At 40.2% G+C, this 24564-nt stretch carries 19 protein-coding genes; 13 read left to right on the top strand and 6 right to left on the bottom strand.

Annotated elements, in window-relative coordinates; genetic code table 11:
* Positions 1–74: 74 nt before the first annotated feature.
* Positions 75–971: a LysR family transcriptional regulator gene (locus tag FR932_RS02920; protein ID WP_019443055.1), complete on the bottom strand. Its 897-nt coding sequence runs from the start codon at positions 969–971 to the stop codon at positions 75–77.
* A 113-nt stretch (positions 972–1084) separates the two neighbouring features.
* On the opposite strand from FR932_RS02920, the gene FR932_RS02915 reads away from it, so the two are divergent.
* Positions 1085–1594 carry an outer membrane beta-barrel protein gene (locus FR932_RS02915; protein ID WP_019443054.1) on the top strand — a complete coding sequence of 170 codons (510 nt, stop codon included), beginning with the start codon at positions 1085–1087 and terminating at the stop codon, positions 1592–1594.
* Positions 1595–1831: 237 nt separating this feature from the next.
* Here FR932_RS02915 and aspS read toward each other — a convergent pair whose 3' ends face one another.
* Complete coding sequence (aspS, locus tag FR932_RS02910; RefSeq protein WP_019443053.1) at positions 1832–3616, bottom strand: aspartate--tRNA ligase; 1785 nt, start codon at positions 3614–3616, stop codon at positions 1832–1834.
* Positions 3617–3989: 373 nt separating this feature from the next.
* Here aspS and cmoA point away from each other — a divergent pair, with 373 nt between their 5' ends.
* The 6 genes from cmoA to FR932_RS02880 all read left to right on the top strand — a co-directional run bounded on the left by cmoA (position 3990) and on the right by FR932_RS02880 (position 10390).
* Complete coding sequence (gene cmoA, locus FR932_RS02905; protein ID WP_019443052.1) at positions 3990–4718, top strand: carboxy-S-adenosyl-L-methionine synthase CmoA; 729 nt, start codon at positions 3990–3992, stop codon at positions 4716–4718.
* A gap of 87 nt (positions 4719–4805) precedes the next feature.
* The gene (cmoB, locus tag FR932_RS02900; RefSeq protein ID WP_019443051.1) at positions 4806–5798 is read left to right on the top strand and encodes a tRNA 5-methoxyuridine(34)/uridine 5-oxyacetic acid(34) synthase CmoB; all 993 of its coding nucleotides are present in this window, start codon (positions 4806–4808) and stop codon (positions 5796–5798) included.
* A 93-nt stretch (positions 5799–5891) separates the two neighbouring features.
* Complete coding sequence (locus tag FR932_RS02895; RefSeq protein WP_019443050.1) at positions 5892–6707, top strand: ATP-dependent zinc protease family protein; 816 nt, start codon at positions 5892–5894, stop codon at positions 6705–6707.
* Between the two features lie 418 nt (positions 6708–7125).
* Positions 7126–7929: an ATP-dependent zinc protease family protein gene (locus FR932_RS02890; RefSeq protein WP_019443049.1), complete on the top strand. Its 804-nt coding sequence runs from the start codon at positions 7126–7128 to the stop codon at positions 7927–7929.
* Positions 7930–7931: 2 nt separating this feature from the next.
* Positions 7932–9428, top strand: a complete 1497-nt coding sequence (locus FR932_RS02885; protein ID WP_019443048.1) for an inactive transglutaminase family protein — start codon at positions 7932–7934, stop codon at positions 9426–9428.
* Complete coding sequence (locus tag FR932_RS02880) at positions 9428–10390, top strand: alpha-L-glutamate ligase-like protein (protein ID WP_019443047.1); 963 nt, start codon at positions 9428–9430, stop codon at positions 10388–10390. The genes FR932_RS02885 and FR932_RS02880 overlap by 1 nt, the downstream gene beginning before the upstream one ends.
* Before the next feature lie 142 nt (positions 10391–10532).
* Here the strand turns inward: FR932_RS02880 and FR932_RS02875 are convergent, their stop codons facing one another.
* Together FR932_RS02875 and FR932_RS02870 are read right to left on the bottom strand one after the other, a co-directional pair.
* Positions 10533–10826, bottom strand: a complete 294-nt coding sequence (locus FR932_RS02875) for a DUF406 family protein (protein WP_019443046.1) — start codon at positions 10824–10826, stop codon at positions 10533–10535.
* 215 nt (positions 10827–11041) lie between these two features.
* Complete coding sequence (locus FR932_RS02870; protein ID WP_019443045.1) at positions 11042–11569, bottom strand: ferritin; 528 nt, start codon at positions 11567–11569, stop codon at positions 11042–11044.
* A gap of 344 nt (positions 11570–11913) precedes the next feature.
* Here FR932_RS02870 and adhE point away from each other — a divergent pair, with 344 nt between their 5' ends.
* The 4 genes from adhE to FR932_RS02850 all read left to right on the top strand — a co-directional run bounded on the left by adhE (position 11914) and on the right by FR932_RS02850 (position 19426).
* A complete protein-coding gene (adhE, locus tag FR932_RS02865; RefSeq protein WP_019443044.1) occupies positions 11914–14559 on the top strand; it encodes a bifunctional acetaldehyde-CoA/alcohol dehydrogenase in 2646 nt (881 codons plus the stop codon).
* A 362-nt stretch (positions 14560–14921) separates the two neighbouring features.
* Entirely contained in the window at positions 14922–16214 is a 1293-nt protein-coding gene (locus FR932_RS02860) for a cyclic di-GMP phosphodiesterase (protein WP_019443043.1), read from the top strand.
* 91 nt (positions 16215–16305) lie between these two features.
* Positions 16306–17079, top strand: coding sequence for a DeoR/GlpR family DNA-binding transcription regulator (locus tag FR932_RS02855; protein WP_019443042.1), 774 nt, complete (start codon positions 16306–16308; stop codon positions 17077–17079).
* Between the two features lie 289 nt (positions 17080–17368).
* The gene (locus tag FR932_RS02850) at positions 17369–19426 is read left to right on the top strand and encodes a diguanylate cyclase domain-containing protein (RefSeq protein ID WP_019443041.1); all 2058 of its coding nucleotides are present in this window, start codon (positions 17369–17371) and stop codon (positions 19424–19426) included.
* Between the two features lie 120 nt (positions 19427–19546).
* Here FR932_RS02850 and FR932_RS02845 read toward each other — a convergent pair whose 3' ends face one another.
* The gene (locus FR932_RS02845; protein WP_019443040.1) at positions 19547–20260 is read right to left on the bottom strand and encodes an oligogalacturonate-specific porin KdgM family protein; all 714 of its coding nucleotides are present in this window, start codon (positions 20258–20260) and stop codon (positions 19547–19549) included.
* A gap of 705 nt (positions 20261–20965) precedes the next feature.
* Between FR932_RS02845 and FR932_RS02840 the strand changes: the two genes are divergently transcribed.
* A complete protein-coding gene (locus tag FR932_RS02840; RefSeq protein WP_019443039.1) occupies positions 20966–21514 on the top strand; it encodes an acyl-CoA thioesterase in 549 nt (182 codons plus the stop codon).
* Positions 21515–21544: 30 nt separating this feature from the next.
* Here FR932_RS02840 and FR932_RS02835 read toward each other — a convergent pair whose 3' ends face one another.
* Positions 21545–22465, bottom strand: a complete 921-nt coding sequence (locus tag FR932_RS02835) for an aldo/keto reductase (RefSeq protein ID WP_019443038.1) — start codon at positions 22463–22465, stop codon at positions 21545–21547.
* A 292-nt stretch (positions 22466–22757) separates the two neighbouring features.
* On the opposite strand from FR932_RS02835, the gene ggt reads away from it, so the two are divergent.
* On the top strand, positions 22758–24563 hold the full coding sequence (gene ggt, locus FR932_RS02830) for a gamma-glutamyltransferase (RefSeq protein WP_019443037.1): 1806 nt from the start codon (positions 22758–22760) through the stop codon (positions 24561–24563).
* Position 24564 lies beyond the last annotated feature (1 nt).

The raw sequence follows: 24564 nt of genomic DNA, 5'->3' as shown, positions 1-24564 counted from the left end.
TCGATGAATTAATTAGCATCATACAAAACAAAATAGCGCACGTTAAATCACGTTTGATGGATCAAGTGCTCATGTCAAAGACTATACTTCTGCGACAGAAGTGACAGTAATTCGATAATACGGCTACGTACAGGCCCTTTTTTTGATTGATGGGTTGTCCAAATCGCGAGCGGAAAACGCACCGTAGTATTCACCTCTTTGACATGAAACCCAGTCAATTTATTAGCTTCAATCAACTCATTTACCGCATGTTTAGGAACTATCGCCCAGCCCTCGCCAGAGGTTAACAACGCAATAAATACACTCATATTTTCAATACGCTGAACATGATTAGACACGGTAACTATTTTCTCTATACCCGCATTTAAATAATCTTCTAATAATAACTGGCGGTGCTTTTTGAGATCGTCAATCGTGATCGTGAGTGAATCAAAAAGCGAACTGCTTGGTGCAGCACATAAGCAAAAAGGCATGCTCACTAAATAGACATACTCATTTGGCGAAATGGATTTACTATCATGAATAAAGACAATGCCTAAATCTGCCTCACCACTTTCTAATGCCTCTTTCACTTCTTGATTATTTTTGTGCAACCAATGCACATTAACCTCTTTAAACTCTTTTCTTAATGCTTTCATCACAGCAGAAATCAGCTCAACAGGTACTAAATCACTGTGGTAAATGGTGATATCCGTTTCAATACCTAATTCCATACTTTGACAAATTTGCTCAAAAGAGTGGGTGTATTCGGCTAAATTTTTAGCATGCAGATATAACGACTTACCTGACTCGGTCAGCTCTGGGAACTTACCCGTTCGATCAAATAACACTAAATTAGTTTCAATCTCCAAGTTATTAATTACTTGTCCTAACGTGGTGCGGTGACGATTTAATTTTTTTGCTGCAGCGCTAAAAGATCCTTGTTCAGCAACACATACAAAGGCTCTTATTTGTTCATAACTAATATTCATGTGAGGACTCAATCATTCATAGGTGATTTTAACTGTACAGCCTTTAACCTTTATAGTGAAGTCCTCCGACATCGTTAGAGAATTAAATGATATCATCACTATCTGGAACCAATATGATTAACAAAATAATCGCTCTATCTCTTCTTTCATCTTCAGTCATGGCCTCTGAATATAGCGGGTTTCGTGCTGGAGGTGGTCTTGCTGAAACTGACACAAACACAGGTGGTCTTGGCCTTGGTATTAAGGCAGAGGGTGGTTATGACCTAAACCGATTCATAGGGTTTAGTCTATCACTGGAAGGTAGTGCTAAGCGCGGTAACGGTTCAATGTGGGGAAGTCAATCTACGACGACGTTCAAGATAGGCTCTGATATCGGCTATGCAATAAAGATAACAGATACGCTCACTATCAAGCCTTATCTAGATTACGGCTATGTAGATTACAGTCAGTCATACATAGGTTGGTGGGACGTAAAGTCTGACCTTTCAGGCTCTTATTTTGGAGGTGGAATACGTGCCAATATAGGTGATCACTTTTATATCGACCTAAGTCATGATGATGTGGGCGAGTTGCCACAAGGTTATTTGAGACAGAACTCATTAACTTTCGGTTACAAGTTTTAATCAATTCAGCTCCTAACGACATAACCTATCATTGCGAGTGTCCAAATACGTGTTCACAGCCATTGCTAATATCAGTGAACACCAAGGGACTTTGTCGTTGCATAACTACCAAGCTCTTCACCAGATACAAAAAACGGATATAACCAATGGCTATATCCGTTTTTTAATGTCTGCGCTTTATCTGCTATTTATCAATAATAGTAATCGCCGCGATTACTTAAATAGCAGTGAATAAAATTACTCAGCGTCAGTCGCTTTTTCTTTCTCTTTCTTCACAACAGCAATACTTAGCTCTTCAAGAGAAGCAGGGTTTGCTTCGCTTGGTGCTGATGTTAATAAACACGCAGCTGTTGTTGTTTTAGGGAATGCGATAACGTCACGGATGTTATCAGTACCTGTTAGCAACATCGCTAGACGATCTAGACCAAATGCTAAGCCAGCATGTGGCGGCGTACCGTATTTAAGTGCTTCAAGTAAGAAACCAAACTTGTCTTGTTGCTCTTGCGCTTCGATACCTAAGATTTCGAATACTGCTTTTTGCATCTCACCTTTGTGAATACGCACAGAACCGCCACCAACTTCATAGCCATTGATAACCATGTCGTAAGCGTCAGAGATTGCGTTAGCAGGGTTAGCTAGTAGCTCTTCTGCAGTAACATCCATTGGTGCTGTGAATGGGTGGTGAACCGCGTGTAGGTTACCTTCTTCATCTTCTTCAAACATTGGGAAGTCTACAACCCAAAGTGGTTTCCACTCGTTCGAAGTCAATTCTAAATCAGTACCCACTTTAAGACGTAATGCACCAAGTGCTTCAGTTACAACTTTGTTTGTATCTGCGCCGAAGAAGATGATATCGCCATCTTGTGCGTTAGTACGCTCAAGTAATGCAGTGATAACGTCAGGCGTTAAGAACTTAGCTACTGGAGATTGCACACCTTCAGCACCAGCTGCAACGTCTTTCACTTTCATCCATGCCATACCTTTCGCGCCATAGATGCCAACAAATTTAGTGTATTCATCAATTTGCTTACGAGACAGTTTAGCACCGCCAGTAACACATAGTACTGCAACACGGCCTTTCGGGTTGTTAGCAGGTTCTGCGAATACTTTAAATTCAACATCTTTAAGGATGTCTGCAACATCAACAAGTTCTAATGGGTTACGTAGATCAGGTTTATCAGAACCAAAACGACGCATTGCATCAGCATAAGTCATGCTTGGGAACGCTGGTAGTTCAACGTCTAAGATCTCTTTCCACATGCTTGTGATTAAACGCTCAGTCACTTCACGCACTTGTGGTGCAGTCATGAATGAAGTTTCAATATCGATCTGTGTGAATTCAGGCTGACGGTCAGCACGTAAATCTTCATCACGGAAACATTTAACGATTTGGTAGTAACGATCAAAACCAGACATCATCAACAACTGCTTAAATAACTGTGGTGATTGTGGTAGCGCAAAGAATTCACCTTTGTGTGTACGGCTTGGTACTAGGTAATCACGCGCACCTTCTGGTGTTGCTTTTGTTAGTACTGGCGTTTCGATATCAAGGAAACCGTGATCATCCATGAAACGACGTACAAAGTTACTTGCTTTAGCACGAGTCTTAAGACGGTTGCTCATTTCTGGACGACGTAAATCTAGGAAACGGTGCTTAAGACGTTGCTCTTCCGTATTTGTTTGGTTGAAATCAAGCGGTAGAACGTCAGCTTTATTGATAACTTCAAGTTCTAGGCCTAATACTTCGATACCGCCAGTAGCCATATCTTTATTTACTTGACGTTCGTCACGAGCACGTACTTTACCCGTGATTTTCACACAGAATTCGTTACGTAATTGGCTAGCACGTTCAAATACAGCTTCTACATCTGGATCATAAACAACTTGCACAATGCCTTCACGGTCACGTAAATCGATAAAAATAACACCGCCTAAGTCACGACGACGATTAACCCAACCACACAATTCAACCTGTTGGCCGATATGTGCTTCATTTACTTGTCCGCAATATACTGTGCGCATCTGTATAATCCTACTAAATCGATGGATCGGGTAGCCACTTTGGCAGCCCTCAAAAAATTACCGTTATTGTAATAGAAATTAGCAGCGCAACCAATAGTAATACCCAAACAACTGCAAGTTATCCCAAAACAGCTTCAAGTTATCGACAAACTAGGCTAAAAAACGCAACGGATCCCCACTTCCAATTGCGCCTTGCTGGTTAAATAACCGTTATTTTATTAACAAAAAAAACATTATTAGCGCTGAAAAAACCAACACGAGGGGGAAACAAGCAAATTAATCCGTCTATATGTGGTTTAGCTAGAGACAAAGCCAGGCATTTTAACTAAAATATGCCGCCTTATTTTGCTAATTATTATTGCAGGTTATAACAATGCAACAACGCGATCAGATTTTCTCAGCCCCATTAGATCAAATTGGTGATTTCACCTTTGACGAACGTGTTGCAGAAGTCTTCCCAGATATGATTAAACGTTCAGTACCTGGTTACTCTAATATCATTTCTGCGATTGGCATGATGACCGCGCGTTATGCGCAAGATAATACCCAACTTTATGATTTAGGTTGCTCACTGGGCGCTGCCACCATTGCCATGCGCCGTAACGTGCAAGCAAGCAACTGCAATATCATCGCGATAGATAACTCGCAAGCCATGCTAGAGCGCTGTGAACGCCATTTATCTGCTTATAAAAGTGATACGCCAGTACAAGTACTATGTGACGATATTTGCACTATAGATATTACTAACGCATCAATCGTGGTATTGAATTTTACCCTGCAATTTATTCCATCAGCAGAACGTCTAGCCCTATTAACTAAAATTTATGATGGTTTAGTACCTGGTGGCCTGCTTATTCTGTCAGAGAAATTCTGTTTTAGTGATGACAAAGTTAATGATTTACTTATCAATTTACACGAAGACTTTAAACGTGCGAATGGTTATAGCGAATTAGAAATCAGTCAAAAACGCAGCGCGATTGAAGATATTATGCGTCCAGACAGCATTGAAACACAGTTAAAACGGCTTAAAGAAATTGGCTTTAGTAGCGCAAATTCTTGGTTCCAGTGTTTTAATTTTGGTTCTATGGTTGCGATAAAATAGCTAGCCTGCGAATGACAGCCAAATAATCACGTCATTCATTTGCGACATAACAAAATACAGCTTGAAATTAAAAATAATAGGTTACCCATGATCGACTTTTCAAATTTTTATCAAATAATTGCAAAAAACAAATTACACCATTGGTTATATACCCTACCAGCACAAATGCATGAGTGGGAACGCGAACACAAACATGGTTTTTTACCACGCTGGGAAAAGGTACTAAAGAAGTTACCTAAAATAGAAACCAAGCACATCAACATTACTGACAAGTTTGAAGTTGGCGCGCCAGGCGAACTAAGCGAAAGCGATCTGCGTAAAACGGAAAGCCTATTACAAAAATTCCACCCATGGCGTAAAGGCCCGTTCAACATCCATGGCATTCACATTGATACAGAATGGCGCAGTGATTGGAAATGGGAACGCTTACGTGAATTTATTTCCCCATTAAAATACCGTTACGTGCTTGATGTAGGCTGTGGTAGCGGTTATCACATGTGGCGTATGCTCGGTGATGATGCTGAATTTGTGGTTGGTATCGACCCAAGCCAATTATTCTTAGTACAGTTTGAAGCGATCCGTCATTTTGCCAATAACGACCAACGCGTGCACTTACTGCCACTTGGTATTCAAGAACTACCTAAATTACGTGCATTCGACACAGTTTTCTCGATGGGCGTACTGTATCATCGCAAATCACCAATTGACCATATCGAACAACTTAAAAACCAGTTACGTGATGGTGGTGAGTTAGTATTAGAAACATTAGTGATTGATGGTGATGACCAAGCGGTATTAGTACCAGGCGATCGTTATGCGCAAATGCGTAATGTCTGGTTCTTACCAAGTTGTGCGGCATTAAAACTCTGGGTTGAAAAACTTGGTTTTGAAAATGTACGTATCGTTGACGTATCAGATACCAGTATTGAAGAGCAACGCGCAACAGAATGGATGCGTAATGAATCTTTAGTTGATTTCCTGGATCCAAACGATCACAGTAAAACAGTGGAAGGCTACCCAGCACCAAAGCGCGCGGTGTTAATTGCGACAAAACCTTATGCTGAACCGTTAGACGAATAAAATAATGGGGCGTTTAAAACGCGCCTCAACTGACAATAATGCGCATTAAACAATGCGTATTACCCATAGATTAATTTAGAGTTAACGTTAGAAATGGATACTTTCAAAAAACCTCATCAATTAATTAAAGCTGTCATACTTAGCGCCCTGCTTTCAGGTTGCGCCAATGTCGATCAATTTCTCAATCAAGGGGAAGTATCTGCGCAGTTAACTTTGCAAATAGAACAGCAGAGCGAGCAAATAGCCTTATTAGTTGAGCAGCAAAATACGATTTTAGCGACATTAAGTCAGCAACCAGCATTCTTCGAACAACAAAATCAAAATATCACAGAGCTTAATAGCAAACTTGAAGATTACCTGCAATTGCGCCAGCAGATTGAGACAAATAGTAAAAATATCGCGATCTATGAAACACAAAATAAATTAGATGAAAGTAAACAGGCAATTGTTCTGGCGCAGTCGTCAGAGGCAACAACCCCGCTTAATAAAAAAGTTATCGGTTCTGAAGAGCTTGTATTACTTGATGATTTAACAGAAAAATATAAAGCGCGTATCGATACTGGAGCGACAACATCATCATTAAACGCAACAGACATTGTTGAATTTGAACGTGATGGCAAGAAATGGGTACGATTTAACTTCAATAAAAATCTCAATGAAAGCCAAGTCATCGAGGCTAAAATAGCGCGCACGATTTTAATTCGTCAAGCAAATAGCACCGAACCAACGCGCCGCCCAATTATTGAATTACCAGTTCAACTTGGCGAGATAAAAACCCTGACAGAGTTTACATTGGCCGACCGTCGTCACATGTCATTCCCGGTATTACTTGGCCGTACGTTTTTAAAAGATATTGTCATGGTTGATGTTGCTCGCACTTACACATCCAGCGACTCCATCACTCAGTAATACTCCATCGTAATTGTAGAATGTGACCTAATCCATTATCTCGCATTCTACAATTACCTGTAACAATCTCACCTGTAACAATCATCCTTGTAACAATCATCCTCAGGTAAACGCCAAACTTTAAACAATTATCGTATAAATAATTGATATATAAATGTTGTATTAGACATGTTTCACATTTATGGTATCCAATACTATCGTTATTATGAACACCTACGCGTAAAAACAACTATAATCGACTAAATACCATTTTGTTGAGATGGATAGTCACTACGCTTAAGGGAAATAAGCGTGTTTTTTAAATATAAATTTATTATTATGTTAAAAACATATGACTTTATATAAGAATAACGGAACTATTATCCCACTTTAGTGAACTAACCCTCTTTTTTCAGCAGTCTACGGGGCCAAATATCGAATGAAAAATACAACTACAATTCGCACACTAAAAACCTCAAAAATCGCCATTGCTAGTGCTCTTAGCCTTGTATTTTTAAATGGCTGTGCCATGACACAAAATAAAGCGAATACCGAGATCGTCAGTAAACAACAAGCACAAATAGAAACCATTTTGCAGCAACAACAGCAAATATTAACCACCTTACAAGCACAACCAGACAAGTTTAAAGAACAAGACAAAGTCATTGGCAAACTCACTGAACAACTTGATGGATTGGAAACTCAAAAACCAGCAAGTAAAACAGCCGCAGTCGTCATACCAACAAAACCAAAAGTAAAAAATGACCTTGCAGGTAAAGTGATTCTAGGGCAAGAAGAATGGATTTGGTTTGCTCAACTGCAGACTAACTTCAAATCACGTGTCGATACTGGCGCAACAACCTCTTCATTAAATGCGACCGAAATCGTTAAATTTGAACGTGATGGCCGTGACTGGGTTAAATTCAATTTATCCCACAAAGACGATAATGAAGTGTTTCCTATTGAAGCGCCTGTTGTCCGCACCGTTAAAATTCGTCAAACCAACGCTACGAAAGCATTGGAACGCTATGTTGTTAGCATTCCCGTTGAGCTTGGTAGTATAAAAACAGAAACTGAATTTACGCTAGCAGATCGTAGCCGCATGACATTCCCAATTCTATTAGGCCGTACCTTCTTAAAAGACATTGCAGTTGTTGATGTTGCACAAGAGTATACTCAACCGAAAAATAAACCCGCGTCTATAAAAAAACAACCTACTCCAGCTAAAAAAGGGACTAACTAATCATGCCTTCTAAGATCCCATTTCGCATTTTCGTTGCGATACTTTTTCTACTTGGTGTTGGCAGTATTGCACAACGCCATTACAGTGGTGAGATCCCTTGGTTACCAGGTGAAACCTACTCAACGTGGATGATTGAAGCAAAGGTTGAATTTACCGCACAAGGCGATGCGGTTAATGCTTCTTTTGCGACACCTTCAACACAAAGCAATTTCACGGTGTTAAATCAAACAGCGGCATCGCCTGGTTATGGCTTATCGTTTGTTGATGACCGCGCACAATGGACAATTCGCAACGCCGAAGGCAAGCAAGATCTATACTACAAAGTAAATGTACTGACGAATGACATTCCATTAGATGTCATTAATGAACAAGATGTCAGTATTCATAAAACCACGTGGTTACCGCCTTATGATATAGCCGCAGAACAAATTGTTAGCAGCGCGATGGCAAAAAGTGCAGATGCATTTTCATATAGCCGCGAACTATTGAAATTACTTTCTGCTGATGATTTAGGCCAAAATGCCGAATTAATGCTACAGCAAAACAATAAATCAGATTTATTTGTGGCCTTATTAAATGAAGCGAATATCCCAGCACTACTCGTTAAAGGTTTATACCTTGAAGACGGCCGACGTCAGCAACAGCTACAACCATTCGTCTTAGTATTTAGCGAAGATGATACCCGCTTAATTGATGTGAAATTAGGTAAAAGTGCAGATGCAAAAAACCTCCTGCTTTGGGAACAAAACGGCGAACCGACATTAGACCTGATTGGTGGTTCAAACTCGCGCGTGAGTTTCTCGATCATCCAACAAACGCAACCTGTTATGCAGGTACTGAAAGAAAAAGCCAACGATACAGACCTCTTCAATTTCAGTATCTACAGCCTACCACTTGAAGAACAAGCACTGTTTAAAGGTATTTTGCTTATTCCATTAGGTGTCATGATTGTGGTGATGATGCGTATTCTTATCGGCTTACGTACTTCAGGTACTTTCATGCCAGTATTAATCGCGATGGCATTTGTACAAACGAGTCTGGCAACAGGCTTAATCGGCTTTACCTTGATCGTCGGTATCGGCTTAGTGATTCGTTCTTACCTATCACGATTAAACTTACTGCTTGTCTCGCGAATATCCGTGGTCATCATTACCGTGATAGCCATTATTTGCTTGTTCTCGGTGTTGTCATACAAAATTGGCTTAACTGAAGGTCTGAAAATAACCTTCTTCCCAATGATCATCCTATCTTGGACGATCGAACGTATGTCAATCTTATGGGAAGAAGAGGGCCCGAAAGAAGTATTCGCTCAAGGTGGTGGTAGCTTATTTGTTGCCGTACTTGTCTACCTGACAATCAGCAATGAAATACTCCGTTACTGGGCATTCAACTTCCTTGGTTTACAACTTATCATTATGTCTATTATCTTAATGCTAGGTACTTATACCGGTTACCGTTTGCTTGAACTACGCCGCTTTAAAGACATGCAAGGTGACTAATGATGACATTTTCATTTTTTAAAGAGTTTGCTCAACCACGGAAACTAAAGCAACAGGGTATCTTAGGAATGAATCAGCGTAATAATATGTATATATCACGCTACAATCCAAGAAAACTGTTTCCATTAGTGGATAACAAACTAAAAACTAAGCAGATAGCTGAAGATGCTAATGTCAGCACGCCAGAATTGATCGGCGTTGTTGATAACCAGCATTCGGTTAAGTCGGTTGATAAAATGATTGCAGGGCTGAACGGCTTTGTGATCAAGCCTGCCAAAGGCTCTGGTGGTAAAGGCATTTTAGTCATCACCAAAGTCGAAGGGGGTCGTTATTACAAACCCAGTGGCAGTGAATGTTCAATCGATGATATTGAACGTCATTGCTCGAATATCTTAGCGGGTTTATTCTCACTCGGTGGTGGTATCGATGTCGCAGTTGTCGAGGCACTGATCGTCTTTGATGATAGCTTCGAGGGTTATAGCTTTGAAGGTGTGCCAGACGTACGTGTTATTGTATTTAAAGGCATACCAATGATGGCGATGATGCGCTTATCAACCTCGATGTCTGATGGTAAAGCCAACTTACACCAAGGTGCTGTAGGTGTTGGTATCAACATCACTACAGGTGAAGCGTTAAACGCGGTTCAGTATGATGAAATGGTAAGTCATCACCCTGACACCCAAAAAGAATTAGCGCTGCTCAAAGTACCACACTGGGAAGAAGTTATTCGCTTAGCGGCCCAGTGTTATGATATATCAGGCTTAGGCTATCTCGGTGCAGACGTGGTATTAGACCGTGATCATGGACCTATGTTGTTAGAATTGAACGCCCGTCCAGGGCTGGCTATTCAGATCGCCAATGGCATGGGATTACTACCTCGATTACAACAGATTGAAGCCGCGAATACCGATAGCATGGATTTAGACCAACGCCTTGCTTATTGTAAGCAACATTTCGGTTAAGAGTCTGAAAGACGGTTTTTCGAATAAAATAAAGCATAAAAAAAGGCATATAGTGAGCGCTATATGCCTTTTTTATTCAATATATTGTCGATGTATTTAGAGGCGAGACAAACTATATTGAATAGCGTATTTCAGCCACAAACTAAGCCATTAAATGGCGTAAGTTCATTTCAAAAATCATTTTTTCAGCAGTACAAGTAAATTGTAACGTCACTAGGTAAGCATTTTCACCCTGTGCAGTAAAATCAATCGTGACTTCTTCATCAAATTGCTCATTCACATATGCTTCAAGTTCACTGCGTTTTTCATCTGCAGCAAGTTGTGAATCAAAGGAAATAGGGAAAGATAGCTCGGTATCATCAGGTTGGATAATACTGCCGATTTCGGCAAATGCACCACAGCAATCTTTAATATCAGTATTGTTATTATTCGACATAATTATTCTACCTATTCATTTAAGTTTACGTTCTACATGAGCAACCATACCACTAAAGTGTAGGTTAAAAAAACAAAAAACCGCTAATACCTAAGCATAAGCGGTTTTATATCAAAGAAGCCGCCACTTTAAACAAATATAAATACGTTAACAGTGCGTAGTACTACCCACCCTAAACGTGTTTAACCATAAAATGATGACTAATTTAAAGGAAACTAAATAGTAATTGGCGTCGGCGCTGGTGCTTTGCTCATTGCTTTTAATTCTTGATCCATGATAAATAGACCGTAACCATTATCAACACCTACACGGCGGATTTGGCTAACGATACCATTAAACAAGGCTTCTTCTTCTGTTTGCTCTTCCATTAATGTATTTAGGTGAGCCACAGATTGGAAATCTCTTAGTTCGTGCGCTAAACCAAGGATCTCAGAGATAGATTCAGTGATCATCACTTCATGTTCTAACGCTTTGTCAAATACATCAAGCAAGTCAGTAAATTCAGACTCTGCACCCGGAATTGCTTCCATTAATGGCTGAATGCCGCGGTCGATCATATAACGGAATAATAACTGAGCGTGTACTTGCTCTTCAGCCGCATGTTTATAAAAGAAATCACCTGCGCCAATAAAATCAGATGCATAGCAAAAAGACGCCATACTGCGGTAAAGGTGAGATGCTGTAAATTCTTTTGTCATTTGTTGGTTAAGCGCTGTCGCCATAACCTTAGATAATTTTGGCATAGTATTAAATCCTATAATAAAACAGTTCAGGCAATGCTACCGCAACACGTCTTCAATTAACAATAACTTTGTCAAATAGACGCACATTTTCTACGATTAATCACAACGTCCTCATTAAACGCCTCAACACACCAATTGAAATAAAATTACACAATACATAAATAACTAATATTTATGACCCAGTTAACACTGTTATGAAAATATAATACGTTATTTTACAACAATTGATCTTGATCAACTTTTAATCGCCAATATTACCTATACTTCAAATCAAAGGTATTCACTAAGAGGTAACACTTTGTAAATACTTTTTAAGATTTCAAATTAGTTTTAAGGGAAATAATATGACTGTTAAAAACATAGAAACACTCAATGCAATGGTTGCGAAAGTAAAAGCCGCGCAGCAAGAGTTTGCTACATTCAACCAAGCACAAGTTGATAAAATTTTCCGCGCTGCAGCACTTGCTGCATCTACATCTCGTATCACTCTCGCTAAAATGGCTGTCGATGAATCAGGTATGGGTGTACTTGAAGACAAAGTAACTAAAAACCACTTTGCATCAGAATACATTTACAACAAATATAAAGACACATTAACCTGCGGAATCATCGAAGAAGACAACGAGTTTGGTACTATTACGATTGCGGAACCAACAGGTATTATCTGCGGTATCGTACCAACAACCAATCCAACTTCAACGGCTATTTTTAAAGCGCTTATCTCGCTTAAAACACGTAATGGTATTATCTTTTCGCCACACCCTCGTGCAAAAAATGCAACGAATACAGCAGCAAAAATTGTACTAGACGCTGCGATTTCTGCAGGCGCACCAGCAAATATCATTGGTTGGATTGATGAACCATCAGTTGAGCTATCTAATGCATTAATGCATCACGCAGACATCAACCTTATCCTTGCTACTGGCGGTCCAGGCATGGTTAAAGCAGCTTATTCTTCAGGTAAACCAGCTATTGGTGTTGGTGCGGGTAACACCCCTATCGTGATTGACGAAACGGCTGACGTTAAACGCGCTGTCTCTTCAATTTTGATGTCAAAAACATTCGATAACGGTGTTGTATGTGCGTCAGAGCAAGCCGTTATTGTCGTTGACGAAGTGTATGACGCAGTAAAAGCGCGCTTCATTACGCACGGTGGTTACATCTTATCGAAGAAAGAAGCAGATAAAGTACGTGAAATCGTCTTAATCAACGGCAACATGAACCCAGCGATTGTGGGTCAATCTGCAATTAAGATTGCTGAAATGGCGGGTGTTACAGTACCTCCTTTCACAAAAGTACTTATCGGTGAAGGCCCTGAAGTACACGTTGATGATGCATTTGCTCACGAAAAACTATCTCCAACCTTAGGCATGTTCCGTGCGCGTGATTACAACCACGCAGTAGAACAAGCAATCACTATGGTTGAGCTTGGTGGTATCGGCCATACATCGGGACTTTATACAGACCAAGATGCAAACGAAGATCGTATCAAAGATTTCGGCGATAAAATGAAAACTGCCCGTATCTTGATTAACCAACCAAGTTCACAAGGTGGTATCGGTGATTTATATAACTTCGGTCTAGCACCATCACTAACGCTAGGTTGTGGTTCATGGGGTGGTAACTCTATCTCTGAAAACGTAGGTCCTAAACACCTTATTAACAAAAAGACTGTTGCTAAGCGAGCTGAAAATATGTTGTGGCATAAACTCCCAGAATCAATTTACTTCCGCCGTGGTTCATTGCCAATTGCTATGGACGACCTTGTTGGCAAAAAACGTGCGTGTATCGTAACGGATAAATTCTTATTCAATAATGGTTATGTTGATGAGTTAGTAACCATCCTAAAAAGCAAAGGTATCGATACCGAAGTATTCTACGATGTTGAAGCTGACCCTACGTTAGCTGTCGTGAAGAAAGGTGTTGATGTGATGAACAGCTTCCAACCTGACGTTATCATTGCTTTCGGTGGCGGTTCACCAATGGATGCAGCGAAGATCATGTGGGTAATGTACGAACATCCAGATGCACATTTCGAAGATCTTGCAATGCGCTTTATGGACATTCGTAAACGTATCTACAAATTCCCTAAAATGGGTATCAAAGCGAAATTAGTTGCGGTAACGACAACATCAGGTACTGGTTCTGAAGTAACACCATTTGCAGTAGTAACAGATGAAGTGACAGGTCAAAAATACCCTATCGCTGATTATGAACTAACACCAAACATGGCTGTTGTAGATGCAAACTTAGTCATGAACATGCCTAAATCACTCACCGCATTCGGCGGTTATGATGCAGTAACGCATGCACTAGAAGCTTATGTATCAATTCTACAAAACGAATACGCTGATGGCCAAGCATTACAAGCACTTAAATTGTTAAAAGAGTACTTACCAAGTTCATACAAAAACGGCGCTAAAGACCCTGTAGCACGTGAAAAAGTACATAATGGTGCAACGATTGCGGGGATCGCCTTTGCCAATGCTTTCTTAGGTGTATGTCACTCAATGGCGCACAAACTCGGTGCTGAATTCCATATTCCACACGGTCTAGCGAATGCATTACTTATCACTAACGTAATTCGTTATAACGCAACAGATATGCCAACTAAACAAGCGGCCTTCTCACAATACGACCGTCCGAAAGCACGTGCTCGTTACGCAGAAGTTGCTGAACATTTAGGTTTCCGTGAAGGTAAAACAGCAGACAAAATCAACGCATTACTAAACTGGTTAGACGAACTTAAGACTGATTTAGATATTCCTAAATCAATCCAAGCAGCGGGTGTTAACGAAGCAGACTTCCTTGCTAAAGTTGACCAACTAGCAATGGAAGCGTTTGATGACCAATGTACAGGTGCTAACCCACGCTACCCATTAATCAGTGAGCTAAAAGCGCTATTACTTGCGTCTTACTACGGTAATGATTATCAAGAAAGCTACGTATTAGACAAACTAGCGGCGAAAAAAGAAACAGTTAAAAAATAACTGTTCGCTAATATCGCCATCGCTATCCTGCACGAGATGGTAGCGGTTACCTACTAAGGGTGGGGAGTATAAGGTTGAATAAATCACTTTATACTCCCCACCCTTTTATTATATATATGATAGTAAACTGCATCTGTTTATTACTAGTCGCACTTTATCTTTATTTTAATATTATTGATGAATAAGATAACTAGCCCACACCTCTCTACATAAGTTTTGATAACACCCAACTTATCCCCTATAATTATTTTATCTGTATTTTCAATACGCTATTTGAACGACGATGTAAGACGGCGATAACATTTAAACAGACAGTAGGTCACTCAGCAAACAAATAACGAAGGTAATAACGAAGGTAAATAATGGAAAATGTCTCCTTAATGATTAAAGACCTGCAAGTCGGTCACTATATTAATCTTCCCATTGGTTGGACATCCCACCCTTTTATTCTTAATTCATTTCTAATTAAAGATGAAAAGCAACTTAGAATTGTACAGCATCTTGGTTTAGCAACGATTTCTGTCGATCTATCTCGCAGTAAGCTTTCCCAACCACAAAGTATTGCAGCAGTGACAATCGCATCGCAAACACCAGAGTTAACGCAATCAGCATTGATTGCAGCACAAGCCGTGAAAATACAGCAAGATACAGATGCAGCCGAAGAAAAACAGCAACTGTTAACACAATTAGCACAACAGCAGGCGTGGTGGAAACAGATCCGCCATAGTCGTTCAAAATATCAAGACAAGATCGCCAGCCTTAAAGATATTTATAGCAAGCTTAGCTTACAACCAGAAAAGGCCATGCAGCTATTAGAATTACTCTCAGGTGAATTAGCGATTGCAGCAGAGCAACAGCATGACTTTAGTTTTGCGTTATGCAATGAAGCGCTATCAAGTGATACCCTTTATCAAAACGCAATGAATGTAGCCGTGCTCAGCACTTGTTTAGCAAAACAGCTCGCGTTTAGCCGTCAAGATATCGCGATGGTTATCCATACAGCCTTACTCAGCCAGTTTGGTATGCTATGGGTACCCGCTTCAATTCGTAACAAAAAATCTGAATTAACCAAACCAGAAGTGAATTACCTGAAACAACACCCAGCCTACGCCGCACAAAGATTACAAGGTATAACAACACTCCCCGAGAGCATCATTCATAGCATATTGCAGGTCAATGAAAAATTCGATGGCAGCGGTTACCCACGTGGCTTAAAACAAGATAAAATATCAAAATATGCACAATTAGTGGCGATTACGACCCGTTATAACGAAATGTGCAATGCTAATTTACCGCAACATCGTTATTCACCACACCTTGCTATCGGCTTGCTATTTAAGCAAGCGAATAAGCATTATAATAAAGCCTATCTCGAGCAGTTTATTAAGATGATTGGCATATTTCCAGTTGGTACGATTGTTAATTACGGTAACAATCATCAAGCTCAGGTACAGATGGGGGTTGTAGATAGTCTACGACAGCCACTCATTGTTGACCTCGATGAGCTTGAACCGATAAAAAAACAATCACTACTACGCCATTGTCGTGATGAAGACATTACGATAGCAAAATGGGTCAGCAGTGATGATATCGCCGCAGAGCACCTCGCTAAATTCAATTTGGTCCAGCGTAACAATCTATACTTCTCTAGCTAGTACGCTAATCTTGTTAGATATCATAGATAACAGCCACTGTTAATCTATGATATTCTTATCCCCTTATCTTTATAAATGAATAATAAACACTATGTCAAAACGTAATACTCAGCAACGTCGTCATACCATAATTCAACTACTTGAAGAACAAGGTAAACTCAGCGTTGATGAACTCGCACAACGTTTTGAAACATCAGAAGTGACCATTCGTAAAGATCTTACCGCGTTAGAGCAGAACGGTTTATTGTTACGTCGTTATGGTGGCGCAGTGCCTATTCCTAAAGAGCTGCTTCCTGAAGTAGAAACTGATAAAGTCTCACAGTGTAAAATTGAAATAGCCATTGCAGCAGCGTTACGTATTCGCGATCACAACCGGATCATTATCGACAGTGGCACCACCACGGCCAGTTTAATCGAGCAGTTAGCGAATAAAAAAGGCTTAATCACCATGACTAATTCACTGCAAGTTGCCACAGCGCTGAATGGTTTAGAAAATGAGCCTACGTTATTAATGACTGGTGGTACTTGGGACCCGCACTCTGAATCATTCCAAGGTCAAATTGCCGAGCAAGTACTGCGTTCATACGATTTTGATCAATTATTTATCGGCGCCGACGGTGTTGATTTAGAACGTGGTACCACGACCTTTAATGAGTTAATTGGCTTAAGCCGCGTTATGGCTGAAGTATCAAGAGAAGTCGTTGTTATGGTTGAGTCAGAAAAAATCAGTCGAAAGATGCCCAACCTAGAACTCGCCTGGGACAATATCCACACCTTAATTACCGATGCTGGGATAACCAATGAACAGCGTAGTGCTATTGAGGCCAAAAATATCGACGTCGTTATCGCACCAAAATCGCCTTAGCTATAACTTTTATCTATCACCTTAACAATTAGCCTAGCAATCGCAAACTCCTCCAAATCTAAAGGTAACCACCACTGACTCGAAGTGGTTACCTTTAGAACAAGTTATAATCATAAGCATAGAAACACTAAGTATTTTATTAAATATCAAATTACCCCACTTTTTGAGTATGTATATAAATGATAGTATTGAATTAACAATTAATTTAGAGCACTGTACCAGCTAATAATAACTTAACCCTATGTTATTCCATCAATTCAAATTTAGCGTTACAAGGCAATAAGAAAACATGAGTAGCCACAATATTTCTCTCTTCAAACATATCAAACTCAGTACCTTGGGTTTATTTTTCACCTGTGGTTTTGCCCTCTCCGCGCTCATATTTATTGCTTCAAGCATGATAATCAATAGCAATGTCACACTCGCATCCTCGGTATGGACTGAGTACAAAACGAATAAATCTGAAAAAATAAGAATCGATAGCGCACTGCGTTCATCACTTGGTTATGGTGGCGCCATCCATGAGTTCAAAAATTATTTGTTACGCCCAGAACCGTGGCGCATTGAACGCGTACAAGCAAAGTTAGGTGCGGTGAATGCTGCCATAACGCAATTTAATACGCTCGGACCAACTAACGCACAAACGATTGCTTTGACCGATATAAAAAATATGGTTGATGCCTATAGCACAGCACTAGTACAAGCTGAACGACTGTTTAACCAAGGCTTACAACCTCTTGCCGTCGATAAACAAGTAATCATTGATGACTCGCTCGCAATGCGTGGATTACAGATCTTAAATCAAGAGCTACAACGTGAATTACACATCAACAACACAAATATCGATAACACCAGTAATGGTAATCCTGATATCACCAAAGCCGATATCGCCGTTAAATTACGTTCCGCACTGGGTTATGGCGGTTTTATTCATAATTTTAAAAATGCGGTACTACGTGGTGATGAAAAGTACATCGCCGAAGCAGATTCATGTTTGATTAAAGCAGAAAGCTTGATCAACCTATATCGCAGTAAAGGCTTGACGAGCGCAGAACACATTTCGCTTGAAGATATAAGCAGAACATTAGCTAGCTATAAGCAAGCAATCGGCACTATTCGCCAATTGGTCAGTCAAAATGCCAGTCCACAATATATCGATCAACAAGTAAAAATTAACGATACCTCCGCATTACGTGGCCTCGCGGTACTGGATCGTGAAATCGTGATTCAAATAGAGCAAAGTGCCGACAATGTTAGCGCGACGTTAGACTTTGTCACCAAACTGATCAGCTGGTTATCTTGGTTTACCATTATCTTTACCACCGCATTCATCATTGCTGCTATTTTATTAATGCGTAATCGTTTAATGAATCCAATTAAAGAACTTATTCATGCTATGAAGACCTTGGCCGAAGGGAACTTTAATATCAAGATATTTGCCACCGACCGAGACAACGAAATCGGTGAAATGGCGCGCGCATTAGAAATATTCACTGCTAATGCCTTAAAACACCGAGATTCAGAGGCGCAAGTGCAGGCGGTGATCAACACTGCCGTCCATGCGATTGTCACCACCAATGAGCGCGGTGTTATTCTTGCCTTTAACCCGGCGGCATTAGCTATTTTTGATTATGAGTTAGATGATATTATTGGTCGTAATATAAAGCTGCTCATGCCGCAAGCCAGTAAAGCGTTTACCGACAGCGTGCAGGGTAAAGTATACGAAGAAGACGCATTACGCGCTAACGGCGTTCACTTCCCAATTGAATTATCTGTTAACGAAATGACAGTTGGCAATAAACTCATGTACACCACAGTGATACATGATATTACCGCACGTAAGGCTGCAGAAGCAGAAATTAGAAAACTCGCAATGACAGACCCGTTAACCGGTGTTGCTAACCGTAATCAATTCGAATTACGTATTGAGGAAGCCATTCAAGTCGCAGAACAAAATAACAAATCGGTTGGTCTACTACTATTAGATTTAAACAAATTTAAGCCAGTGAATGATACTTATGGTCATCATGTCGGTGATCAATTACTCAAAGATGTTGCCGCGCGTATGGTTGATGCAAGCCGTCAAACCGATACCGTTGCACGCTTAGGTGGTGATGAATTTGCAATCATCTTTAATCACCTCGATACCCCAGAGTGTATTAAAGTACCTTTCGAGCGCTTGGTCAGTGAATTATCGCGCCCTTATGTAGTCAACGACATGATACTGGATGTATCAGCCAGTATGGGCGTAAGCATGTATCCACAAGATGATACCAATGTTGATGAACTGCTACGTAAAGCAGATCTTGCAATGTATAAGCATAAGAATATCGAACTTGTATCCTGATCTGTATTAATTCTGATTGGTGTTATTCCTTAATACTTTAAAAACAGATCGAAAAAATCCCGCTTACTGCAAATAAGCGGGATTTTACATAAAGGATTTACTACTTTTATTCGTTACGACTTAGAAGCCGTATGATGCACCAACAACAAGTACGTTATTGTTGTGACCAGGGTTAGATTTCGCTGAAGACTCTTGGTTGCGATATTCTACGTATGGTTGAACACCAGCACGTGTCCAAGTTGCACGTAATTCATGCTCCATAGAGTTGTCATTGTTAACACCATCATTTACGTAATAAACATTGTTGTATTTAACATTTACTGGCATATCTTTGAATTGGTAAGCAATGTTGTTATCTAAACGCACTTGATCGTTTGTAACATCTACGCCAGCATCGATTGCATCATTTGCTTGGATTTGCATACGAGTACGGTTAGAGATAGAAAGACCATTATCGAAGTTATAACCAATTTTTACTAATGGACGGTATTGAACAACTTCACCGTCGTGTAATAAGTGGTGATAACCCGCAGCTACCCATAGTTTATCATTAACGCTATATGATTGTTCAACACCGAGTGTTGTGTAGGCTGAGTTAGCAAATTGACCTTTTGTTGCATCAGACGTTTCACCAACTTGAATGCCATCAATTTCAACTAAAACTGTAGTACCTGTTTCAAATGTATGGCCAGCTTCAATTGTTGATGTCTTATCAGAACCGTTGAAATCGTTACGGTCATGTAGTTGTACATTACCTGTTACATAAGATGAACCACCAGCAAGTGCTGGTGCTGCGATAGTTGCGCAAAGAAGAGTTAATGCAAGTTTTTTCATGATAGCCTCGATTATATAAGTACAATTTTAATCTTGTTAAATTGCGAATTTAAGTGAACCATTTCACTGCCTGGTTTGTCACCAGAAGATGAAACAAATATATCACTTAATGGGCAGTGAATAATGCTATTGACTAGTTTCATCGACTTGGATCACAACTTAATTCACACCGATAATTAAGGCCTGATCGGATATTAACATTTAACAAACAAAATACATATAATGCGCGGTAAACGAGATTTTCATTTCATCTTTAAATCAATTGCTTAATATGGCTTATAAAATAAAATAACGAATATCACCAAATTCATTAACAAACTAAGATAAAATAAATAAAAATGAACTAAATATCACTTCGCTTGTAAACCGCAGCATAATTGTGAGTAGGTTAACATTTACTAGGATAAACCAGATTGATACAAACAGCATATAATACCAAATTAAAAAGCCATACAACATCAAGGTTAGAACATTGCACTTATCAAGTCCCTTTAACTTAATTTACAATGTAAAATATCATTAAAACAAGCCTATTCCAGGTGATTAATGCTTATTTTCACCTTGGTATCTTCTAGATTGCTTGATCTCATTTATTTAATGTAAAGCATTGTACAATTAACATTTTAGTTACATTTGTGGTGACAAGTCAGCAGAATTGAGTAGACTCTTTGTTCTATTTATCATAAAAATAATTATTGAGGCGTTATGATCAGTGAATTGATCCGTTGCTTTTATCTACGTAATAAGCAGACTAATACAAAAGGATTTTTCGACACAATTACCCGCTCTTTTCGAGTTGGCTTGCGCCATATCGATTTTAACCTGCATATAAACAATGCCAAATATCTGATGTTTCTTGAAAAAGCACGTTGGGATCATGCGATTCAAACCAACACATTCAACCCACTATTGAAGCATAAGTTAAACTTCATCGTTGCAGGTGTTGAAGTGGGCTATATTCGCGAGATAGGTTTATTTAAAAAATTCGATGTAGAAACGACTTACTTAGGTTGGGATGATAAGTACTTTTATCTAGAGCAAAAATGCATCGTCAATGGCAAGCTATGTAACTACAGCTTAGTCAAAGCCGTTTTTGTCCAAAAAGGTAAGGTAGTCTCTCCAAATAAGGTGATGGAGATATTACCAATGGAGCAACGCCCACAGCAATTACCAGAGCATATGCAAATATGGAAAGACCTTGGTATAGCTAAGCGAAACTTCACCACCTGTGAGCAGCTAGATAAAGCCGCTTAGCAAACCGAAAGGGATTAAAGCCGCGTTACATTAAGCCACACCGTGACCTTTTGATGCAACCCAGATGCGATACCATTGCTGGTTGTTCATTACCAGTTCTGTCGCAGCAACAGCACTACGTACGCGCTCTATGTGGCCACTGCCGATAATAGGTAGTGGTTTAGAGGGGAGTTTTAATATCCACGCAAAGACAACTTGATCAATCGACTGGGCACCAATTTCCTGTTTAATCGCTTCCAACGTATTTAGCAAACGCTGCATACTCTCTGAATCAGTATTAAACAAACTACCACCAGCCAAACATGACCATGCCATAGGTCGGATAGCTAATTGTTGCAGTTGGTCTAAGGTACCATCTTCAGTCACACCGAGGTTAACCGGGTTTATTTCCACTTGATTGGTGACTAATGGGCTATCCCAACGTGATTGTAACAGCGCAAACTGCGACGGGGTAAAGTTAGATACACCTAAGTGTTTAATCTTACCTTGATGCTTTAACAGTTCAGCAGCTTGAGCAACGTCATCAGCGTCCATTAACAGATCTGGACGATGAATTAATAACACATCTAATTGTTCGACACAAAGGCGCTGCAACGAGGTATCTACCGAATGAATAATGCTGCTTTGTGAACTGTTGTAATGGTTAACATGGTGACTCGGTGCATCACAGTGCATAACCTCAATGCCACATTTAGAAATAATTTCGATGCTATCTCTCATCTGCGGATCAAGTTTAAGCGCTTCGCCAAATAAAGTTTCACACGGCGCTTGTGCAGAGCCATAAACATGGGCGTGATCCACCGTTGTAATACCCAGTTCGACATGCTGCTTTAAAAAAGTCAAACGCGCTTGTGGATCCATCCCCCACTCGCCCATCCGCCAATAGCCTTGTACTAACGATGAAAGTTCAGGGCCTTCAAGAGCCATTTTAACGCGAGATACACCAGTCATAATTGTCCTTATTTAACAAATAAGCTTAATAGAAAGATAAGTTAAAGGTAGATTTAAGAGTTAGTTTAAATAGCTTTAAAATAAATTATTTTTAATATCAATACTCTTTAACAACTCACAGGGTTACGATTTGATACATAACGATGCTATTTCTGTGAATGAACTAGCAGTTTCATCTACCTAAAAACAAGTAATAACACGTCTTTGCTATGCTGCATTAACATCTAGGACACCTGTATTAACATCACGCACGGTTGTATTGGCATTTCAAATAATGAAATAGGGAATATTCATGTTAACGACACACCTTATGAAAGGACTTAGCTTTGGCCTTATTAGCTGCATCAGCTTAACGTTACCAACGGCGATTGCTAAAACCACCAGCAGCGAGACTGTTGAAAATGAGATTATGGTAAGCCAGAGTCTTGCAAAAATAAAACCGTCAACCAGCGCCATTTATAGTCAAATGGCGATTCATCACCCCGTTTGGGCTGCTAATGGTATGGTGGCGAGCCAAGAAGCACTGGCGACTAAAATTGGTGTCGATATCATGCAACAAGGCGGTAATGCCATTGATGCTGCAGTTGCCGTTGGTTACGCATTAGCTGTCACCCTCCCCCGCGCCGGTAATCTTGGTGGCGGTGGTTTCATGCTGGTTTATTTAGCCGATGAACAACGTTCTATTGCCATTGATTATCGTGAAGTCGCGCCACAGACCGCCTCTGCAGACATGTTTTTAGATGAAAATGGTGATCCAGATAATACCTTATCGCGCTTTCACGGCCTTGCTGTTGGTGTACCAGGAACTGTGCTTGGTTTTGAGCTAGCGTTAGAAAAATATGGCAGTATGTCATTAGCCCAGGTGATAGCCCCAGCAATAAAATTAGCCAGTGATGGCATTATCGTTACCCCAGACTTAGCCAATTCCCTTAGTGCAACGCAAAAACGTTTAAGCCAATGGCCAAGCACCCAAGCAATCTTCTACAAAGCCGATGGAAGTAGCTATCAACCAGGAGAACGATTAAAGCAAAGCGATCTCGCCAAAACCTTAACAGCTATCGCTAAAAAAGGCAGTTCAGCATTCTACCAAGGTCCAATCGCTCAACAAATTAGTGATTCGGTACGTGATGCGGGCGGCATTATGACCATGGAAGATCTCGCCAGTTATAAAGCCATAGAGCGACAACCAGTTACTGGTTACTATCGTGGTTATCAAGTGGTCTCGATGCCGCCCCCTTCTTCTGGCGGGGTGCATATAATACAAATGCTGAATATGCTCTCGCAATACCCTATCGACAAAATGGGCCATAATAGCGCAGCGACAATTCATGTCATGGCAGAATCAATGCGTCGTGCCTATGCTGACCGCAGTTTGTATTTAGGTGATCCTGACTTTGTAAACGTGCCAGTTGAAGCCCTGACTAACAAACAATATGCAGAACAGTTAGCCAGTCAAATAAATCCAGCTAAAGCAACGCCAAGTAGTGAAGTCTCACCTGGTACATTATTACCATACGAAAGCAATCAAACCACCCATTACAGTGTGGTTGATAAATGGGGTAATGCAGTCAGTAATACTTACACCCTCAACTTCAGTTATGGTTCAGGGCTTGTCGCCAATGGCACAGGCGTATTGCTGAATAATGAAATGGATGATTTTTCTGCCAAACCAGGTGTCCCGAATGCTTACGGGCTTATCGGTGGTAAAGCCAATGCCGTCGCTGCGAAAAAACGCCCATTAAGCTCAATGACCCCGACTATCGTGTTGAAAGATAATAAACCTTATCTTGTGACTGGCAGTCCAGGTGGTTCACGTATTATAACCACGACACTGCAAGTGATCATGAACGTTATTGACCATGATATGAATATAGCCGAAGCAAGCGCAGCACCGCGTTTCCATCATCAATGGTTACCCGACATGATCCGTATCGAAAAGGGCTTAAATATAGATACTGTTAATTTATTAGAGAGTAAAGGACACAAAGTTGAAGTCAAAGCAGCGATGGGTAGCACTCAAACCATCATGCTCACAGACGAAGGGGTTTATGGCGCGTCAGATCCTCGCCGCCCAAGCGCACTTAGCCTCGGTTATTAAA

The organism is Moritella marina ATCC 15381, assembly GCF_008931805.1.
In the GTDB taxonomy this organism is placed as follows: domain Bacteria; phylum Pseudomonadota; class Gammaproteobacteria; order Enterobacterales; family Moritellaceae; genus Moritella; species Moritella marina.
This window is presented reverse-complemented; position numbering and strand designations above follow the sequence as displayed.

What these genes read in the sequence shown, in the direction of transcription:
- FR932_RS02860 (WP_019443043.1), top strand. Translation starts at nt 14,922, where the DNA reads ATGGAAAATGTCTCCTTAATGATTAAAGACCTGCAAGTCGGTCACTAT.
- FR932_RS02920 (WP_019443055.1), bottom strand. Translation starts at nt 971, where the DNA reads ATGAATATTAGTTATGAACAAATAAGAGCCTTTGTATGTGTTGCTGAA.
- ggt (WP_019443037.1), top strand. Translation starts at nt 22,758, where the DNA reads ATGTTAACGACACACCTTATGAAAGGACTTAGCTTTGGCCTTATTAGC.
- cmoB (WP_019443051.1), top strand. Translation starts at nt 4,806, where the DNA reads ATGATCGACTTTTCAAATTTTTATCAAATAATTGCAAAAAACAAATTA.
- adhE (WP_019443044.1), top strand. Translation starts at nt 11,914, where the DNA reads ATGACTGTTAAAAACATAGAAACACTCAATGCAATGGTTGCGAAAGTA.
- aspS (WP_019443053.1), bottom strand. Translation starts at nt 3,616, where the DNA reads ATGCGCACAGTATATTGCGGACAAGTAAATGAAGCACATATCGGCCAA.
- cmoA (WP_019443052.1), top strand. Translation starts at nt 3,990, where the DNA reads ATGCAACAACGCGATCAGATTTTCTCAGCCCCATTAGATCAAATTGGT.
- FR932_RS02870 (WP_019443045.1), bottom strand. Translation starts at nt 11,569, where the DNA reads ATGCCAAAATTATCTAAGGTTATGGCGACAGCGCTTAACCAACAAATG.
- FR932_RS02890 (WP_019443049.1), top strand. Translation starts at nt 7,126, where the DNA reads ATGAAAAATACAACTACAATTCGCACACTAAAAACCTCAAAAATCGCC.
- FR932_RS02845 (WP_019443040.1), bottom strand. Translation starts at nt 20,260, where the DNA reads ATGAAAAAACTTGCATTAACTCTTCTTTGCGCAACTATCGCAGCACCA.
- FR932_RS02840 (WP_019443039.1), top strand. Translation starts at nt 20,966, where the DNA reads ATGATCAGTGAATTGATCCGTTGCTTTTATCTACGTAATAAGCAGACT.
- FR932_RS02915 (WP_019443054.1), top strand. Translation starts at nt 1,085, where the DNA reads ATGATTAACAAAATAATCGCTCTATCTCTTCTTTCATCTTCAGTCATG.
- FR932_RS02875 (WP_019443046.1), bottom strand. Translation starts at nt 10,826, where the DNA reads ATGTCGAATAATAACAATACTGATATTAAAGATTGCTGTGGTGCATTT.
- FR932_RS02835 (WP_019443038.1), bottom strand. Translation starts at nt 22,465, where the DNA reads ATGACTGGTGTATCTCGCGTTAAAATGGCTCTTGAAGGCCCTGAACTT.
- FR932_RS02855 (WP_019443042.1), top strand. Translation starts at nt 16,306, where the DNA reads ATGTCAAAACGTAATACTCAGCAACGTCGTCATACCATAATTCAACTA.
- FR932_RS02880 (WP_019443047.1), top strand. Translation starts at nt 9,428, where the DNA reads ATGATGACATTTTCATTTTTTAAAGAGTTTGCTCAACCACGGAAACTA.
- FR932_RS02895 (WP_019443050.1), top strand. Translation starts at nt 5,892, where the DNA reads ATGGATACTTTCAAAAAACCTCATCAATTAATTAAAGCTGTCATACTT.
- FR932_RS02885 (WP_019443048.1), top strand. Translation starts at nt 7,932, where the DNA reads ATGCCTTCTAAGATCCCATTTCGCATTTTCGTTGCGATACTTTTTCTA.
- FR932_RS02850 (WP_019443041.1), top strand. Translation starts at nt 17,369, where the DNA reads ATGAGTAGCCACAATATTTCTCTCTTCAAACATATCAAACTCAGTACC.